13 protein-coding genes and 1 tRNA gene are annotated in these 17,779 nt (G+C 47.9%); 10 read left to right on the top strand and 4 right to left on the bottom strand.

Features of this window, described 5'->3' with window-relative positions:
- Window positions 1–11: 11 nt before the first annotated feature.
- The 5 genes from D9Y29_RS16715 (at window position 12) to D9Y29_RS16695 (ending at window position 4,457) form a co-directional block, all read left to right on the top strand.
- A complete protein-coding gene (locus D9Y29_RS16715; RefSeq protein ID WP_127130250.1) occupies window positions 12–902 on the top strand; it encodes a hypothetical protein in 891 nt (296 codons plus the stop codon).
- Window positions 903–906: 4 nt separating this feature from the next.
- Complete coding sequence (locus D9Y29_RS16710; RefSeq protein ID WP_127130248.1) at window positions 907–1,581, top strand: response regulator transcription factor; 675 nt, start codon at window positions 907–909, stop codon at window positions 1,579–1,581.
- 7 nt (window positions 1,582–1,588) lie between these two features.
- Window positions 1,589–2,923 carry a sensor histidine kinase gene (locus tag D9Y29_RS16705; RefSeq protein WP_127130246.1) on the top strand — a complete coding sequence of 445 codons (1,335 nt, stop codon included), beginning with the start codon at window positions 1,589–1,591 and terminating at the stop codon, window positions 2,921–2,923.
- An 82-nt stretch (window positions 2,924–3,005) separates the two neighbouring features.
- A complete protein-coding gene (locus D9Y29_RS16700) occupies window positions 3,006–3,725 on the top strand; it encodes a head GIN domain-containing protein (protein ID WP_127130244.1) in 720 nt (239 codons plus the stop codon).
- Window positions 3,726–3,746: 21 nt separating this feature from the next.
- On the top strand, window positions 3,747–4,457 hold the full coding sequence (locus D9Y29_RS16695; protein WP_127130242.1) for a head GIN domain-containing protein: 711 nt from the start codon (window positions 3,747–3,749) through the stop codon (window positions 4,455–4,457).
- Window positions 4,458–4,478: 21 nt separating this feature from the next.
- On the opposite strand, the gene D9Y29_RS16690 is transcribed toward D9Y29_RS16695, so the two are convergent.
- Window positions 4,479–5,321, bottom strand: coding sequence for an alpha/beta hydrolase (locus D9Y29_RS16690; RefSeq protein WP_127130240.1), 843 nt, complete (start codon window positions 5,319–5,321; stop codon window positions 4,479–4,481).
- 82 nt (window positions 5,322–5,403) lie between these two features.
- Between D9Y29_RS16690 and D9Y29_RS16685 the strand changes: the two genes are divergently transcribed.
- The 5 genes from D9Y29_RS16685 to D9Y29_RS16665 all read left to right on the top strand — a co-directional run bounded on the left by D9Y29_RS16685 (window position 5,404) and on the right by D9Y29_RS16665 (window position 10,853).
- Window positions 5,404–5,475 (top strand) — tRNA-Met (locus D9Y29_RS16685).
- A gap of 223 nt (window positions 5,476–5,698) precedes the next feature.
- Complete coding sequence (gene era / locus D9Y29_RS16680; protein WP_127130238.1) at window positions 5,699–6,568, top strand: GTPase Era; 870 nt, start codon at window positions 5,699–5,701, stop codon at window positions 6,566–6,568.
- A gap of 20 nt (window positions 6,569–6,588) precedes the next feature.
- The gene (gene der / locus D9Y29_RS16675) at window positions 6,589–7,905 is read left to right on the top strand and encodes a ribosome biogenesis GTPase Der (RefSeq protein WP_127130236.1); all 1,317 of its coding nucleotides are present in this window, start codon (window positions 6,589–6,591) and stop codon (window positions 7,903–7,905) included.
- A 95-nt stretch (window positions 7,906–8,000) separates the two neighbouring features.
- The gene (locus D9Y29_RS16670; RefSeq protein WP_127130234.1) at window positions 8,001–8,198 is read left to right on the top strand and encodes a hypothetical protein; all 198 of its coding nucleotides are present in this window, start codon (window positions 8,001–8,003) and stop codon (window positions 8,196–8,198) included.
- A gap of 282 nt (window positions 8,199–8,480) precedes the next feature.
- Window positions 8,481–10,853: a fibronectin type III domain-containing protein gene (locus tag D9Y29_RS16665; protein WP_127130232.1), complete on the top strand. Its 2,373-nt coding sequence runs from the start codon at window positions 8,481–8,483 to the stop codon at window positions 10,851–10,853.
- 194 nt (window positions 10,854–11,047) lie between these two features.
- Here D9Y29_RS16665 and D9Y29_RS16660 read toward each other — a convergent pair whose 3' ends face one another.
- From D9Y29_RS16660 to D9Y29_RS16650, 3 genes are all read right to left on the bottom strand, one after another.
- Window positions 11,048–13,255, bottom strand: a complete 2,208-nt coding sequence (locus D9Y29_RS16660; RefSeq protein WP_127130230.1) for a DUF4954 family protein — start codon at window positions 13,253–13,255, stop codon at window positions 11,048–11,050.
- A gap of 27 nt (window positions 13,256–13,282) precedes the next feature.
- Window positions 13,283–15,118: a glutamine--fructose-6-phosphate transaminase (isomerizing) gene (gene glmS, locus D9Y29_RS16655; RefSeq protein ID WP_127130228.1), complete on the bottom strand. Its 1,836-nt coding sequence runs from the start codon at window positions 15,116–15,118 to the stop codon at window positions 13,283–13,285.
- A gap of 256 nt (window positions 15,119–15,374) precedes the next feature.
- Window positions 15,375–17,765: a prolyl oligopeptidase family serine peptidase gene (locus tag D9Y29_RS16650; protein ID WP_127130226.1), complete on the bottom strand. Its 2,391-nt coding sequence runs from the start codon at window positions 17,763–17,765 to the stop codon at window positions 15,375–15,377.
- Window positions 17,766–17,779: the final 14 nt, after the last annotated feature.

The raw sequence follows: 17,779 nt of genomic DNA, 5'->3' as shown, positions 1-17,779 counted from the left end.
TCGCAACAACCATGAAACACTTATTGATCATTATAATACTGGTACTTTCGTGCATTGCAGGACTTGCACAAACAGAGCCGGAAGCTGTACAAGACAGCATCCCCGCGGAAAAGTCCACGTTCACGATCGGTGCGCAGTATGCCACCAACGCTAGTTATTACGGGCAGAAGGCCATTGAAAAAACGCCATATATCGCCCTGGTGGCATCATACAATCATCGCTCGGGGGTTTATGTGAACAGTATGGCGTACCGGTTGCTGAACGATTCTTCAAGACTGGCTTCTGCTTATGCAGCAGGAGCCGGTTATGCTTTTAAAATATCCAAAGGCCTCGAAGCTGATATCGGTTATACCTATACGTTATTTCCAAAACTTTCTCCCTTTTTGCAGGCAGCCAATCCACATTCAGCCAGCGCTACACTCACCCTGGAAAAATGGATCACGACCGCTACTGCTTTTGATTTTACTTTCGGGAAAACAAACGACTTCTTTGTAACGCCCTCCGTCAGCAAACAAATCAGGCTCATCAATATCGATTCAAACTCCATGATCCTGATCACACCGGAGATCAATGTAACAGCAGGCACGCAAAGGTTCTACGAATATTACCAGGAAGATAAACAAGTGCGCGACAGCATCCTGGGCAAAGCCCTGGGGAGATTACCCGTTGACCTGCCTTTGCCAGGCAATCCCAACAGGCCAGACAACGGTTCCACCACTACCATAAAATCTTCTTCCAGTTTTGATCTTCTCTCTTATAATCTTAAATTACCCGTGGCTTATTACCGGCCCCATTGTTTGTTTGAGTTGAGTTGCCTTTTTTCATTGCTCGGGCAAAAAGTGGAAACCAGTGCCGGTAAACTGAATACATTTTTCACTGCCAGTTTTTATTACCAGTTCTAAGCTTATGAAAGTGCTGATAGTTGAAGACGAAAGGTCCATGGCCCTTGAAATGGAGGATTTCCTGAAACGGTCATCCTATATCTGCGATCTTGCTTTCAATGCAAGGCAGGCAAGGGATCAGATGGAGCAAAACGGGTATGATTTCATCCTGCTGGATCTCGGTCTGCCTGATAAAGACGGACTACTGGTGCTGGAAGAAGCAAAACGTGCTTGTCCGGATGCATCGTATATTATTCTTACGGCCAGGGGACAATTGGAGGATCGTATCAAAGGACTCGATCTCGGCGCAGACGATTATCTTCCCAAACCTTTTTCCTTGCTGGAGCTGCAATCCCGTATGCAGGCAATTTCCAGGCGAAAGTCCGGATTGAAGGATACCAATATTGAACTGGGCGATTTCAATATCAACCTGGTTACACGTATGGCCAGTTATGATGGTCAGGACGTGGGATTGTCCAAAAAAGAATTCGACCTGCTCAGTTATCTTCTGCTGCACAAGAACCGCCCGCTTACCCGTCTTCAATTGGGTGAACATATCTGGGGAAGTTTTACAGATGATGATTACGATAGCAATTATATCGATGTTCATATAAAGAATATCCGAAAGAAAATGACTGTCTTCGCTCCCGTGGAATGGTTGCAGACTATTCGTGGAGTAGGTTATAAGATCAAACTCTGATCCATACATGAAGCTGCTGACCAAACTCACGCTGTTCACCACCATTTCCAAGCTGGCCATTGTATTGCTGTTTGTGTGGTTATTGCCTTTGCTGGTGGATAAGGTAGCTTTTGAATATGCCAATAACCGCCTGAAACAACAGGAACGCAAAGTTTTTAGGGTGATCGAAAAGAATGGGATCGATTATTATCTCGAAGGAGACTCCACGTACGGCAGCTACACCATGCTCAAGGAAGAGTATATTTCTTTGGAACGAAATGAACAGCCGCTCCTGCCGGATACGATTCTCACTTCACAGCGGATAGTGGAAGGCGATACGCTCACCTATCGCGCCCTCATCGCCAACTTCGAATACGATCAACACAACTATACACTTGAGATCGGTAAAACCATTGCCAGCATCCGGCAATACAATGCGCCATTACAACGGGTGGCGCTTTATGTTCTTGCTGCATTGGTATTGCTCACGTTGCTGCTTGATCTGTCTGTTACCAGGTTACTGATCAGGCCGCTTGCTAAGATCATCCGAACCAAACTGGTGAATGCAAAATTCCCTTTCACCAAATCATTGCAACCAATTCAAACATCCACTACGGATTTCAAATACCTGGACCAAAGCCTGATGTTGCTGATGCAAAGGATCACCGACGATTTTGAAAGAGAAAGGGCTTTCACCTCCAATGCTTCACACGAGCTGATGACGCCTATCAGTGTATTACAAACGAAAATGGAAAACTTCATGCTCGGCACGGAGAATGAAGAAGAACAACGGAAGATCCTGGACATGATGAAGATCCTCAACCGTCTGAAGAAAATCGTGAACGCGCTGCTGATGATCTCCCGGATCGAGAATGAGCAATACAACAAAACTGGTTCTGTGAGGATGCATGAACTGATCAGCGAGATCACGGGAGAGCTGGCAGCCGGAATAGAGAGCAAGGGACTTGGGCTGAGCGTCTCACTCAGGAATGATATCAGTTTGCAACAGTTGAATCCTGATCTGATTTTCCAGTTATTCTATAATATCATCACCAATGCTATCCGTTACAACAAGGAGGGCGGGAGTATCATCATCACAGACAGTTATAGCCGGGATGAGGGCTACAGTGTGTCTGTACGTGACACGGGGATCGGTATCCCGGAAGGGGAGAAAGAGGCTGTATTCAACCGGTTCAGGAAAAGCAGCCTGACCGGTCTTGAAGGAAATGGACTGGGGCTTTCCATTGTAAAAAGTATTGTCCAGTATCATGGCATCGGGTTGGAACTGCAGACCGGGCTGGGAAAGGGGGCCGAATTCATTGTCAGTTTTCCGCCTGCAATGGTGGGGCAGAACAAAATCTGAACAAACTTTCAAATAATTGTAACATTCCGGTTTCACGGAACGTCCATAATAGTGTAACTCCTTTCACCTGAAAAACATTATTATGAAAAGAATAGGATTAAGCCTTGCGGCTCTGCTCTTTACAGTGGTTTTATTGGGCCAGAAGACTTTCAATGATCCCAATGCGGAGGTCCGGGACGTTAAAGGCTTCAAAGGTGTAAATGTGGCCACCGGCATACAGTTGTATATTACGCAGGATGCGAATGAGGCAGTAGCCATCAGCGCAGAATCCGCTGAAGCCCGGCAGCGGGTGAAAACGATCGTGCAGGACGGCGTGCTGCGTATCTTTTTCGAGAATACCGGACTGAAGTTCAAGTTCAAATACCTGAAAAAACAGGTGAAAGCTTATGTGAGTATTGCTACAGTAGAAAAACTGGGAGTATCTTCGGGAGCGGTGATGCAGGTGGAAGGCGCTATCAAGTCCGATAAGCTGGAGCTGGATGTGCAGAGTGGCGGCACTTTCAAAGGTAATGTGGAAGCCGCTTCACTGGATGTGGAGAACTCGAGTGGCGCTGTAGTGAAGATCGCAGGAACAGCCGGCAGGATTGCTGTGGATGGCAGTAGTGGCAGCGATCTCAGCGGATATGGACTGGTTACGGAAAAAGCAACCGTGAAAGTGAGCAGTGGCGCCAGTGTGAAGCTTACCATCAATAAGGAAGTTACTGCCAAAGCCAGCAGTGGCGGAGAACTTGTATATAAAGGCAGTGCAGCCCGCAGCGATGTGAATACCAGCAGCGGCGGAAGTGTCAGAAACAGTAAATAAGCAGCAAACAGATTGAAGAATATGAAAAGTTGGATATTGTTTTTCCTGGCATTGCTCCCATTGGGATTGATGGCGCAGAAAGTGATCATCAATGATCCCAATGTATCCCCAAGGACCGTTGGAGCTTTCCATTCGATCCGTGTAACCAATGGTATCGATTTGTTCCTGTCCCAGGATGAAACGGAATCACTCGCTGTGAGTGCGTTGAAAGAAGAGTACCGCGACCGGATCAAAACTGAAGTGGAGGATGGCGTACTGAAAATTTCTTTCGATAATAGTCGATTCAGCTTTAATGGTCCGATGAAGCTGCGTGCGTATATCGGCTTTAAGGAGCTCAGAAGGATCGTGGCTTCCGGCGCCAGTGATGTAATTGCCACCAATACTATCAATGTGAAGGACCTTTCGATAGAGATGAGCGGCGCCAGTGATTTCAAGGGAACCCTGGATGTTGGAAGTTTCACTGCAAAACTTTCCGGCGCTTCCGATGCCAGGCTGAGCGGCAAAGCCAGTTCAGTGAATATCGATGCCAGTGGGGCCAGCGATGTAAAGGCTTTTGAGTTGGTAACGGATTATTGCAATGTTGAATCCAACGGCGCTTCCGATGTTCAGATCACGGTGAACAGGGAGTTGAATGCAAAGGCCTCCGGGGCCAGCGATATACATTATAAAGGTGAAGCAGTGATAAAGAGTATGCAGGCCAGTGGCGCCAGCAGCGTGAAAAAAAGAAATTAAGCGAATAATGGAATAAAATGGTCAGCGGCTGAATGCCCAGATCATGAAATCCGGAAATGCAGCGCTCCAGTAGGGCCAGTCGTGTTGCCCCCGGGGCGCTTCTTTGTATACGATACTGTTGCCGGGCACGCCTTTGCTTTTCAGTTGGGTAATGATATCCCGTGTATCATCCACGGCATCGATGATGCCGTCTTTATCGCGGTCGGCGTTTTCTTCTTTTGCTCCTACCCAGAACCAATATTGTTGATCCGGTTTCTTGCGGGAGGCTTTGAGCCGGGCAATCATGATGCGGTTCTTATCCTCGTTGTAAGTGCTGTCTTTTATGTCTTTGTCGCGCCACCAGAAAGAACCTGAGAACACGCCAACCTTTTTTACTTTATCATTATGTGTAAAAGCGATATCGAGTGCGCTTAGGCCTCCCAGTGAGCAGCCTGCAAATGCAACCGATTTGAATTTTCTTACACCGGCTTTCTTTTTGATATAGGGGTAGAGCTCATTGTTGATGAATGCATCGTAATGATCTGCCTTGTTTCCTCTTTTCTCATAATCCGGTTTGCCGGCTACGCCATATTCCTGCATTCGGTCACCTGCATGAATGGCCACAATTACGAGTGGCTGGATGCGTTTGGCTTTGAAAAGGCTGTCTGTAATGTCTTTTGCGCGGAGGCGGTCGATATCCTGTCCATCATTGAGAAGAAGCAGGTTGAGATCCGAAAGATCATCCGGAACAGGGGTATTGATCACCGTTAGGGTCACCTGGCGCTGGAGATGGCGGCTGTACAACTGGTCCTGTTGCTGCGTTACACCTTTATTGCAAGCGATGAATAATGGCATGATGAAGAGAAAAGTGATGAAAAATTTCATGAAGTGAATATACAATTTGTAAAAAAATGAAAATCATTTTGGTGCGAATGTATAAAGGTCCTATATTTGCAATCCAATACATCGCGAAGTAGAGCAGCGGTAGCTCGTCGGGCTCATAACCCGAAGGTCGGGAGTTCGATCCTCCCCTTCGCAACAGAGTAAGAACCAGTCGATTACCGGCTGGTTTTTTGTTTTGGAAAATGAATCTCAAAACAGATATGTATAAGCGATTATATTTATTGTGCTTTGTGATGTTTAGCGCAACAAGCACGAAATTCCCTTATCATATCCACAATAAAATATCCCTCCCTTTTATTCTTTACCTTTGCAGCGCCTAAACGGAATGGCTTTTCCCATGCCCTCAGGCAAATCAGATTATGAAAACAGGTTTTGTTACCATATTTGGCCGGCCCAATGCCGGGAAGAGCACGCTGATGAATGCCCTCATGGGGGAGAAGCTGGCCATTGTTTCACCCAAGGTGCAGACCACCCGTCACCGTATCCGTGGTATCATCACTACTGATGATTACCAGATCATCTTATCGGACACACCCGGCATCATCGATCCCAAATACAAGCTCCAGGAAAAAATGATGATGGCAGTCAAAAGCGCCATGGAGGATTCCGATGTAGCGCTCTTACTGGTAGACGCCAACGAAAACCTGGAAGAAGCCAGCCAGATCTTCGAGGCGTTGAAACTGAAAGTGCCCAGCATCGTGGTGATCAACAAAACCGACCAAACAAGCAAGGAAAAGCTGGAAGAAGTATATGCATTCTTCGGTTCCAAATCATATTGTAAAGAATTGATCGGGATCTCTGCATTGAAGGGAGCGCAACTGAATGAACTCACGCAGGCCATTCTGAAATATCTTCCGGAAGGCGATCCTTTCTTCGACGGAGAGGAAATGACCGATCTTCCCACCCGTTTCTTTGTTGCGGAAATGATCCGCGAAAAGATCTTCTATTTATATAAGGAAGAGATACCTTATCATACTACGGTGCTCATCACCGAATTCAAAGACAAAACAACATTAACCAAGATAGTGGCCGACATCGTTGTTCAGCGCGAAACACAGAAAGTGATACTGCTGGGCGAAGGCGGAAAGATGATCAAACAACTCGGAACCCAGGCCAGAAAGGATATTGAAGCCTTTCTCGGAAGAAAAGTGTTCTTAGAGCTGTTTGTGAAAGTGCGTCCGAAATGGCGCGACAATGAATTCATGCTCAAAGAATACGGATACTATTAATAAAACTCAGGGATCACATCATGGCAGGTTTTACTGTAGCAATCGTCGGGCGACCGAATGTAGGGAAAAGTACTTTTTTTAACCGTCTGCTGGAGCAGCGCAAGGCCATCGTGGATGACCAGAGCGGTGTTACGCGCGACCGCCAGTATGGTGTTTGCGAATGGAACGGCAAAACCTTCAACGTGATAGACACCGGAGGTTTTGTTCCGCAAAGCGATGACGTGTTCGAGCGCGAGATCAAAAAGCAGGTTCTCATAGCCGTGGAAGAAGCCAACGCCATTATCTTCATGGCCGATGCCGCTACCGGTATCACAGACCTGGATGAAGCCATGGCCGATGTGCTCCGACGCACTTCCAAGCCCGTATTCATGGCCGTGAACAAAGTGGACAATCCTGAACGCCTGCTGGAAGCCACAGAATTCTACAGCCTCGGTTTCGATAATATTTATTTTATCTCTTCCATGACGGGAAGCGGTACCGGTGAAATCCTCGATGCCGTTACCGAACTCATTACTGATAAGGAAGCAGCAGAACAGGAAGAGATCAATGAGCTTCCCAGGTTCGCCATCATCGGACAACCCAATGTAGGCAAATCCTCCCTGCTGAATGCACTCATCGGACAGGAGAGGACCATCGTAAGCGATATCGCAGGCACTACCCGCGACACTATCCATACCCGTTATAATCTCTTCCAGAAGGATTTCATGCTCATCGATACCGCAGGTATCCGCCGTAAAACCAAAGTGCATGAAGACCTGGAGTTCTATTCCGTGATCCGCGCTATCAAGGCCATGGATGAAGCTGACGTATGCCTGTTACTGTTGGATGCCGAAAAAGGCATTACCCAGCAGGACCTTAATATCTTTAGCCTCGCCGCCAAGAAAGGAAAAGGGATCGTATTGTTGGTGAACAAATGGGACCTCATGACCAAGGAAACCAACACAGCCAGGGATTATGAAAAGGAATTGAAAGAAAGGATCGCTCCTTTCACCGATGTGCCGGTGCTTTTCATCTCCGCCAAAGACAAACAAAGGATCCATAAAGCGATAGAAGCCGCCCTGGAAGTGTATGCCAACAAGCAGCGCAAGATCCCAACTTCCCAACTGAACGAGGTGATGCTGAAAGCGATCGAATCTTACCACCCGCCGGTAGTACGCGGCAACCCGGTCCGTATCAAATACGTTACCCAACTGCCAACACATGTACCCTCATTCGCTTTTTTTGCAAACCTGCCAGATGATATAAAACAACCATACAAGAACTACCTGGAGAATCAACTGAGGCAAAACTTCAATTTTAAAGGTGTGCCGGTGAGGCTTTTCTTCCGCAAAAAGTAAAAAAAGTTTTAAATGATATATGTCAAATCACTTGCATAATATCAAAAAGCTTATACCTTTGCGCCCATCTGATTAAACTCTAAAAGCAAGTTCGCATGAAAAAGTTATTCGCAATTTTGGCTGTAGCTGGTGTTCTCGTAGCCTGCAACGACAGCGGTAAACAAGAAGAACCTAAAGCTGATTCTACTGCTAACGCAGCTCCAGCTCCAGACACTACTGTAGCAACTGTTCCTGATTCAACTGCTACACCGGTTGATTCTTCTAAAGTTGATTCTTCCGCAGCGAAGCACTAATGCTATCCGCATAAACTTCTTGCAAGAAACTGGCCCCGGACATCCCGGGGCTTTTTTGTAGCCCTGGCATTGAATTTGAAGCTGTTTTACCCATCCTGGGATTAATGAATATTTACCTCCCATCAATTTTAATCCGGCCTTGTAGGTTATGCTAATTTTATTGTATATTGGTCCCCTGAACCACAGCGTTAGCTTATAATACCATTCTGTTTCCTACCACAAAAACCTCTGGAATCCATTCTCCTGTGCATTTCGCTTCCTGATTCTTAAACTACTTCATGTATGAAAAAACTCTACATGCTTACTTTAGCATGCACCCTCTGTTGCATTGCTACCAGTCATGCACAAACGAGATATTGGGTTGGCCCGGTAAACGGAAACTGGAGCAATCCTGCCAACTGGTCAGATGGCTCTGTTTCCGGTGTTTCGGTGCCCAATGGCGGAACTTATGTTGCCATTTTCGAAACAGGCGCCCCGGTGGTGAATGTGGACATAACTTCCATTAGTCTGCTCTCCCTGATTGTTAGAAATGGTGTTACCGCCAAAATTTACTCTTCTAGTACCGCAACCATCACTGCAAGCGGAACCGGTAGTCCTGATTACGCTTTGCTTATTGAAACCGGCAGCAGACTGGAGGATAGTGTGTCTGCAGATGTTCCGTTCAATTTTGAACTCAGCAACGGCTCAAGAACACTGATCGATGGTACCTGGTATTTTGGAGGGCATAACAGTGTGTCCTTGCCTTCAAACGGCCCCTATTTTACATTACCATCCGCCTCACCTACCTACAGAATGGATGTGAATGGGTCGTTGATAATTGGTAATAAAGGATGGATGAATACGCCAACCAACAGTACCAATTTTCTTTACTTCAATGCTAATGCAGAACTCTGGATTGCCAGGGATGGCCTTTACACCCCGCGTGCTACCTGGGCGCCTACCTCCACCATTCGCATTACAGGATCGGTAACAGGCGCAGCAGCTATTAATGGTCTTACTACATTCTCCATAGGAAACCTGATCTTCGATTGCGCTGGAATGGCTAATGAAATAGGTTGGGCATTACCTCGCGGCCTGACTATATCAGGTAATTTTCAGGTACTTAATACCAATAATAATAACCTGGTACTGGCTTTCTCATTTGCTGGGCCGGGAACTGCGCCTGAATATTTAGTAAATGGTTCTTTCGAAATAGGCAACAACGCATGGGTTACCCTGGGGAATAATAACAACTCTCTGGATAAGGCATCTTCGCTTCAGGTAGACGGTGATTTTGTCCAATCCGGTGGCCGTTTCGATTTGCGTGGATCAGCCATTACTGCTGCCACTCAACCAACAGTGCTAAAAATCAAAGGCAATTTTGTTCAATCCGCCGGAACTTTCGGTTGTGCATCGGAAGTAACCGGCGCCAATCTCTTTGTGGTTGAACTGAATGGCAACGCTCCTCAAAATGTAGACATCGCTTCCAACACCATCGATAACAGCACCAACCAGGTTAAACTCAGAATGAACAACGTAAATGGTGCTGCATTACTGAAGCCTTTAACTACGGGCCAACTGGAGTGGACCGGCAGTAATGGTATCATCACTGCCAATGGCAATGCACTCACCGTTGGCAATGCGGATGCCGGTTCTGTTTCCGGCGCAGGCGCCAACGCATTTGTGGCCGGTGGGGCAGTAGTCCGCAAAACCTCAGCTAACGTTGCTTACAGCTTCCCTGTTGGCGGAACTGCTTACCGCCCCTGTGTGGTAACTCCGGAAGATGCAACAGCGTCTGAATATTCCGCCAGGTATTATCCCACTTCTTACGGTAATACTGCCACTTCAACCCCGCTCTATAAAGTATCCACTGCAGAATACTGGGATATAAGTAGATCGTCTGGCAGCAATGCGTCAATCACACTCTCACTTGCAGCCGCAGTACCCGGCGCCTTTGGCCCGGATAAAGTGGTGGTAGCTCATTTCAATGGCAGTAGCTGGGAAAGTGCTAAAGGGACAACCGGTACGGAAATCACTCCCGGCAATTCTTCCACAGGTTCTGCGACTTCTGAAATACTCAGCAGTTTCAGTCCATTTACATTCGGTGTTGTGCCCGGATCTCCATTACCTGTATACCTTGTTACTTTCAATGGAAAGAAACTCACCAATACATCCGCGAAGCTGGATTGGACCATTACTGCCAGTAGCAACCCTGACAGGTTTGAAATACTTCGTTCAGAGGATGGCACCAGCTTCCACCAAATTGGAACAGTTCGTGCTGCCGCTCAGCAGCTTTCCTTCAGTTTTGTGGATGAGCAATTGCCGAAGAAAACCGTTTACTACCAGTTACGCATGATCGATCAGCAGGGTGTGGTGAATATGAGTAAGATAGTAACCATCTTCAGCAATGCAGAAGGATGGGTGATCAATTCCATGATGCCAACACTTGTAACCAGTCAGGCCAAACTCAATATCAGTGCATCCTCCAGGGCAAGTATCCGCCTGGCTGTTACCGATATGTATGGAAGGATCGTTCATCAGCAACAGACCGCACTGAGCGCCGGCAGCCAGGATATATGGCTGAACTTCAGCAAACTCCCTGCAGGTGCTTACCAGATCACAGGTTACCTGGATAATGGCCAGAAAACAGGCAGCTTCAGGTTCATCAAACAATAAATGTTACCCAGGTTTTGAATATGCAAACGGCAGTCTCAGGACTGCCGTTTCTGTGTGACTGATGTATTCTTTGAGTGCTGCCAGTTGCTCATCCGGCGAGTGACTTTGAATTGATTGGCCCCTGGCGAAGGGGCGCCGGAGGCGACCAAATATAACTCACTCGCCAGAGGCGAGCGAGTAGGCACAGCTTGAGTTTATTGTAATTTTCTTAAGAGCGCAGCTATCGTCTTTTTGTATTGGTCCAGCGATGCCCTTTCCTGTTTGATAAAAGAGTTGTCTTCTAATTTACCCAGCACTTTGTTCATCTCCGCATTGGTCTCATACACCATTTTGCGGAACGGATTTTTGTAGTCTTTTGCACGTGATTCGTAGATGCCTTCCACCATCCAGGTTTTTACTGCAAGGGCCTGATGCAGTAATTGCCGTACTTGTTCAGTTTTCGCTTTTTTCAGGTGGATGCCATGCACGGTCTGTAATGCGGCCATTGAATGCTGGAATTTCTCAACAGGATATTTGTCTGCCTGGTCTTTGTAAAAAGCGTGCACCTGTTCCCAGCTTTTTACTTTTCCCTGATGGATCTGCGCTACCAGCTTTTCGATGGCTGCGCGCCTGATCAATTGCCCGCCGATATTCATCCAGCTGGTCAGTTCAGGTTTTGCCGGAATGCTGTTGATCAGATCATCCAGCTGTTTGAATTGTTTACCGCTGTTGGCGATGAGCTGTTGAACGGCATAGAAGGTGACCAGGTCTTTGAAGATATGATAGGCTGCAATTACTTTGATCAATTGTACGGGCCTGCTGCTGTTCTCGAATCCCTCCACCAGTATTTCCAGGTCATTCACAAGCGGGTCCTTTGTTTCGAGCAGTCGTTTGCCTTCTTCGATCTGTTGTTCAGTAGTGAATTTCTTATTGCCTTTGCTGCTTTTCAGGTAGGCCTTACCGGTAGCCTGCTGCATCAGCATGATGGCATCGAGGATCTCATTTACACTATCAGGCGCCAGGTAGTCGAATTCAAGCGACTGTGTTTTATTGATGCGCTTGTCGCGGTCCCCGTATTTCCACGCATTGCGCTCCAGCGCATACATATTGTGAAGGAACCAGTAAGCAGGCATCACCACCAGTTTGTTGTGGGTAACATCATTGCTCACCAGTGAGAAGGGGATAGTGATATTGAGCTCAACAGGGAAATCGCCTTTCGCAAGAATGGTGAAAGTGGCAAATTTGGAATTGTGCTTGAGACTCACACAGAGGCCGGGCCAGAACCCGCGCCCGGCAGTGATCTCACCGTCCGGGCTCCTGCTGTTATGATTGGAGCCAATGGTAGCGCCGGCGGCCATATTGCTTTGCCCCTGCAGCAATGCTGCACAGAGGAAAGAGTTATTATGGTGTTGTTCGTGCGATGGAAAGATGAGTGAATTCAGTACTTCACAACAGGAGATGGTGGAATTCTCACCGAGATAGGAGTTGATCAACCGGGCTCCGTACTTCAGTTGTGAGTGAGGCGCCAGGAAGAAGCGTACAGCTTTCACGCCATAGAAGGCGCGGCATCCGTAACCGATGATGCCGTTCACCAGCTCGCATCCTTCGCCTACCTGTGTTTTAGCGTCAGCAGAAGAATTGATGGTAACGTTCTTGATCTTATTGGCTCCTTTGATATAAGCATCAGTGCCGATCTTCACATCCTTGATGATGCGGCAGTTCTTGATCACGGTGCGGTCTCCGATGGTGCCGTAACGACCTCTTTTCAGATCGAATTGCTGCTGGGTGAAATCTTTGAACTTCTGTTGCAGCGCAACATCATCGCGGAAGCGGGTCCAGAGAAAGGCATCGCCGGGCAACATGCCATCGAAGGGCATGATCTTTCGTTCTCCATTCTCATTACAGACCTCCATCCATACGCGGATGGCTTCTTCTTCCCCTTCCATGAGAATACCGTTGCCGAATTTGGAGTGATCGGTTGTATCGATCTCATTCACATTCACCAGTATCACTTCGTTGCCGGTGATATAATGAGAGATATAATTTACATTGTCCACTACTACATTGTCCCCGAAATCGCAACTGATAATGGTGCTGTTGTACAATCCAACAGGTCTGCGCAGATTATGGAATTCCAGGTAGTATGGTTCCAGTTTGCCGATGCGCACCAGTCCGAAGAACTTGCAGTCCTGCACCAGTTCCGGGTTGAAGGCATCGGACACCATGATATTATTCCAGTTGTCTGATGTATTGCGGTTGCGCACCAGCATTTCGATCTCATATGCGGTGAGATGCCTGTAATGCAGGCCATTCCTGTATTGCTGGTTACGCAGGTAATATTCATCCTTTCCTTTTGGGAGAAAAGCTTCGGGAATGAAGTTATAACCCAGCGTATTGATGGGGCTTTTCCGGATTTGGTTCATACACAAGAAAGCTAATGGTGATCAATATTATTCCACGGTCACGCTCTTGGCCAGGTTACGTGGTTTGTCCACATCCAGGTCTTTGGCGATGCCGATATAATAAGCCAGCAGTTGGAGTGGCACCACACTGAGGATTGGTGCAACAATTTCGTCGGCTTCAGGAACGGCTATCACATCATCCGCCATGGCGGTGATAGTTTCATCCCCTTCGGTAACGATGGCAATCACTTTTCCTTTTCTTGCTTTGATCTCCTGGATATTGCTCACGATCTTTTCGTGGTAAGAATCCTTTGTTGCCACAAAAACAACGGGCAGTGTTTCATCCACGAGTGCGATCGGACCATGCTTCATTTCAGCAGCTGGATACCCTTCTGCGTGGATATAGGAGATCTCCTTCAGTTTCAGGGCGCCTTCAAGTGCAATGGGGAAATTGTATCCACGGCCCAGGTAGAGGAAGTCTTTGGCGTCTTTGTATTTGTTGGCAAGCTTTTTCACAGCATCTGCCGTTTTGAGGGTCGATTTTACCTTTTCAGGGATATCATGCAGTTCGTTCAGTAATTGAACGAAGCGTTTTGTTTCGATGGAACCTTTATCGTGCGCTACTTTGAGGGCGATAAGGGTGAGTACTACCAGTTGTGCCGTGAAGGCTTTGGTGGAAGCTACGCCGATCTCGGGCCCGGCATGCGTATAGGCGCCGGCGTTAGAGATGCGTGCAATGCTGGAACCAACCACGTTCACCACGCCGAAGATCAATGCTCCCTGCTCTTTGGCCTTTTCGATGGCTACCAGGGTGTCTGCTGTTTCTCCGCTCTGCGATACGGCAATGATCACATCGCCGGGTTTCACGATGGGATTGCGATAACGGAACTCAGATGCGTATTCCACTTCAACGGGGATGCGGCAGAGCTCTTCGAAGATGTATTCGGCCAGCAATCCCGCATGCCAGCTGGTGCCGCAGGCGATGATGATGATACGGGAAGCGTTCTTGATCTGATCGATATTGTTCTGAACGCCGGCCATGGTGATGGTGGCATTCAATGTATCGAGCCTTCCGCGGAGACAGTCGAAAATAGTATCGGGCTGTTCGAAGATCTCTTTCAGCATGAAATGATCATAACCGCCTTTCTCGATGGCGGCCAGCTCCATATCAAGTTTAGTGATGTATGGAGTGATCTTTTCATTACCGAGATTTTTAAGGATGAGCTCATCAGGACGTATAATGGCCAGTTCATAATCGTTCACATACACAACTTCTTTCGTGTATTCGATAATGGGAGAAGCGTCTGATGCCAGGAAATGTTCCCCCTTGCCGATGCCGATCACCAGCGGACTGCCCTTACGGGCGGCGATGAGGGTATCGGGGTTGTCCTGGTCTATCAGCACTATCACGTAGGCGCCCACCACGCGTTTGAGCGCAATGCGAACAGCCTCTTCGAGACTGCAGTTATTATTCTTTTGAATGTCTTCGATGAATTTCAGCAATACTTCAGTGTCTGTATCGCTGATAAAATTGTATCCTTTCTTTACCAGTTCATTTTTGAGCTGGCTGTAGTTTTCGATGATCCCGTTATGGATCATGGCCAGTTTGCCATTTTCTGACTGGTGTGGATGCGCGTTCCTGTCGCAGGGCTCACCGTGGGTTGCCCAGCGCGTATGTCCGATACCGATATGCGCGTGTACATTTTTTCCCAGGAGACTGTCTTCCAGCTCAGCCACTTTTCCTTTCTTTTTATATACTTTCAGCCCTGTATTGAGGAGGGCCACTCCTGAACTGTCATAACCACGGTACTCGAGACGCTTCAGTCCTTTTAAGATAACAGGGTAAGCTTCTTTTGGTCCAACATAAGCAACAATGCCGCACATGTGCTAAAGAATTTTTAGTGTGAATAGGTGCATGAACGATGACCAAAAAGAAACAGGGTGCGGCCAGTCGCTCGCCTCCCGGCGAGTGACTTCTGTTTGTTCGCCTCTGGCGAACACTGTGTCGCCGGAGGCGACGGAATACCAGTCACTCGCCGGGAGGCGAGCGACTGGCCGCATCCTGAGTAAATTTCTTTTAACTTTTCAGTCAATCGATTGCGCAATTTATCGAAAAATTGTGCCAGGGAACTTTCTTAATTTATTTTTTAAGGTGGGTCTCAAAGAGATGGAAGATGCGTTTGTACTCATCGGTCCAGCTACTGGGCTCAACAAATCCATGGTCTTCCACAGGGTACACGGCCAGTTCCCATTTATCTTTTCCCAGCTCGATCAGTTTCTGGCTCAGGCGAACGATGTCCTGGAAATGTACATTCACATCCACCATGCCATGGCACATCAGGAGGTTGTCTTTTAATCCGGCAGCGAAATTGATGGGAGAGCTGCGATAATAGGCAATGCTGTCTGTTGCAGGCTCATTGAGGATATTGGAAGTATAACCATGATTGTAATGCGCCCAGTCAGTAACGGAGCGGAGGGCAGCGCCTGCATTGAATACACCGGGTTGAGTGAACAATGCCATAAGCGTGATGAACCCTCCGTATGAGCCGCCATAGATGCCAATATTGGCTGCATTCACGCCCAGTTTGTCCACGAGATATTTTGCCCCGTCCACCTGATCGGAAAGGTCTTTTCCTCCCATGTAGCGATAGATGCCCGTACGCCAGTCGCGGCCATAACCGGCGCTTCCCCGATAATCGATATCCAGGACTGTATAGCCGTTATCGGCGAGCAGGTTGTGGAACATGTATTCCCTGAAATAGCTGCTCCACCATTTGTGTGCATTCTGCAGGTAGCCCGCGCCATGTACAAAGATCACGGCAGGTTTGGATGGATGAGGATTGGCAGGGCGATACAGGCGTGCATACACGTTAGCGCCATCGTTTGCAGGGAATGTGATCAGTTCCGGCTCACGCCAGTTGTAGGAAGAAAATTCTGCAGACCTTGCCAGGTTGGTCACCTGTTGAGGTTTGGCGCCAGCTTTGTTCTCCTGGAGATACAATTCCCAGGGCTTATTACTGTAAGAGTAGAGAAAGGCCAGCCATTTTTCATCGGGAGAAAGGCTTACCTGGCTGGAACCGGTAAAATTGGTGAGTTGTTCTGCTTTCCCACCGGTAACGGGCAGCCGATAAAAATGCTGTTCACCGGGATGAACCTGGTTGGTGGTGATATAGAAATATTTTTTATTGCGGCTCAGGTCTGCGTTGTGTACTTCGTAGTTACCGCTTGTAAGCGCTTTCTTTTCTTGGGTATGTACATCCAGCGTGTAGAGATGCGAGTAACCTGTTGCTTCAGACTGGAACCAGATGGTATGAGCATCGATCCATCCTGTATTGCCGCCGCCGAATCCCTGTATGCCCGGACCTGCGATCCAGGCTTCATCATGCTGACGGTCCAGGGGAGTGATCTTTCCGGTGGCGCCTTCCACCAGCGCCAGCCAGCGGTCTTTGTTGTCGTTGGAACGAAGGTCCAGCAGCACATACTGACTGTTGGGGCTCCAGGAAGCGCCCTGTATGCTCACGCTGCGCGCTGCGGGGTCCTTGCTTTTCTGCGCATATACGGCGGGGTAATCCTTGTAGAAGGCAGGAATATCTTTGATACCGGGAAGGAGACTGTCTGTTTTGATTTTGAAAACGGTATCAGCCTTGCTGTCGAACACATAGAACTCGCTTACTCCTGGTGTGGTCCCCACTTTCGATCTGCCCCTGATATCTTCTGTGAAGCCGCTTTCGGTAACATAGTTGGGAATGATGGTGCCTTTGCCGGAATTATTGGCTTTGAATAAACGATAAGAAATAAAACGTCCGTCTGCACTGATCTGTGCAGCACCTGCATTCTTATCCTCTGTATAAAGTGTGCGCAGTGTTTTGATTTTAGGGTAGGTCTTCATCATGGAATCTCTCTGTTCCTTTTTCTCTTTTCTTTCCCGCAGGATGGCTGAATTGGCAAGCGATTCCGTTTCGAGCCATTTCTCCTGTATTGATTTCCCTGCATCGCCACTGCCAGCTTTGGGTGCACTGCCCTTCTGGAAATTGGTGAGCTGTGCGATAGCGCCGGTGGTCATTTCCCAGGAATAAAGATTGCCACCGCGGTTGAATACGATGCGTGTTTCGTTGAAGCTGAAAACGGGTGACGATTCCGGATCGATCGTTTCGGTAATACGCCTGGTAGTACCAGTTTTCAGGTCAGCGAGATAAATATCGCCACTATTCGTGTATACGTAAGCGGTATATTTTGAATTGTATTGGATACTGTTGGGGTCGGGTTGGTCCCTGCCTGCTTCCCAGCTTTGTTTCTGGGGGTTGAGATTGGCAGGGGTAATGGTGTAGGCAGAATCACTGACGGCCTTCTCCGGGTTCCAGAGGAATCGGAGGGTTTTGCCGTCGGCCGACCAGTTGAGTGAAGAAGGCGAGCTGCCGATCCATTTTGGATCGCGCATGATCTTGTCTACTGTCAGCGGGCCGATGGGGGATTGTGCTTTTGCTGCTGCTGCAATGAACAACAGCAGGAAAGCATATGCATGTTTTCTCATGAGTGATAAGTTGG

Origin of the sequence: Pseudoflavitalea rhizosphaerae, from assembly GCF_003991355.1 — a bacterium.
Lineage (GTDB): Bacteria > Bacteroidota > Bacteroidia > Chitinophagales > Chitinophagaceae > Pseudobacter > Pseudobacter rhizosphaerae.
This window is presented reverse-complemented; position numbering and strand designations above follow the sequence as displayed.

Coding starts and splice junctions, on each gene's coding strand:
- D9Y29_RS16715 (WP_127130250.1), top strand. CDS start 12: ATGAAACACTTATTGATCATTATAATACTGGTACTTTCGTGCATTGCA.
- D9Y29_RS16710 (WP_127130248.1), top strand. CDS start 907: ATGAAAGTGCTGATAGTTGAAGACGAAAGGTCCATGGCCCTTGAAATG.
- D9Y29_RS16705 (WP_127130246.1), top strand. CDS start 1,589: ATGAAGCTGCTGACCAAACTCACGCTGTTCACCACCATTTCCAAGCTG.
- D9Y29_RS16700 (WP_127130244.1), top strand. CDS start 3,006: ATGAAAAGAATAGGATTAAGCCTTGCGGCTCTGCTCTTTACAGTGGTT.
- D9Y29_RS16695 (WP_127130242.1), top strand. CDS start 3,747: ATGAAAAGTTGGATATTGTTTTTCCTGGCATTGCTCCCATTGGGATTG.
- D9Y29_RS16690 (WP_127130240.1), bottom strand. CDS start 5,321: ATGAAATTTTTCATCACTTTTCTCTTCATCATGCCATTATTCATCGCT.
- era (WP_127130238.1), top strand. CDS start 5,699: ATGAAAACAGGTTTTGTTACCATATTTGGCCGGCCCAATGCCGGGAAG.
- der (WP_127130236.1), top strand. CDS start 6,589: ATGGCAGGTTTTACTGTAGCAATCGTCGGGCGACCGAATGTAGGGAAA.
- D9Y29_RS16670 (WP_127130234.1), top strand. CDS start 8,001: ATGAAAAAGTTATTCGCAATTTTGGCTGTAGCTGGTGTTCTCGTAGCC.
- D9Y29_RS16665 (WP_127130232.1), top strand. CDS start 8,481: ATGAAAAAACTCTACATGCTTACTTTAGCATGCACCCTCTGTTGCATT.
- D9Y29_RS16660 (WP_127130230.1), bottom strand. CDS start 13,255: ATGAACCAAATCCGGAAAAGCCCCATCAATACGCTGGGTTATAACTTC.
- glmS (WP_127130228.1), bottom strand. CDS start 15,118: ATGTGCGGCATTGTTGCTTATGTTGGACCAAAAGAAGCTTACCCTGTT.
- D9Y29_RS16650 (WP_127130226.1), bottom strand. CDS start 17,765: ATGAGAAAACATGCATATGCTTTCCTGCTGTTGTTCATTGCAGCAGCA.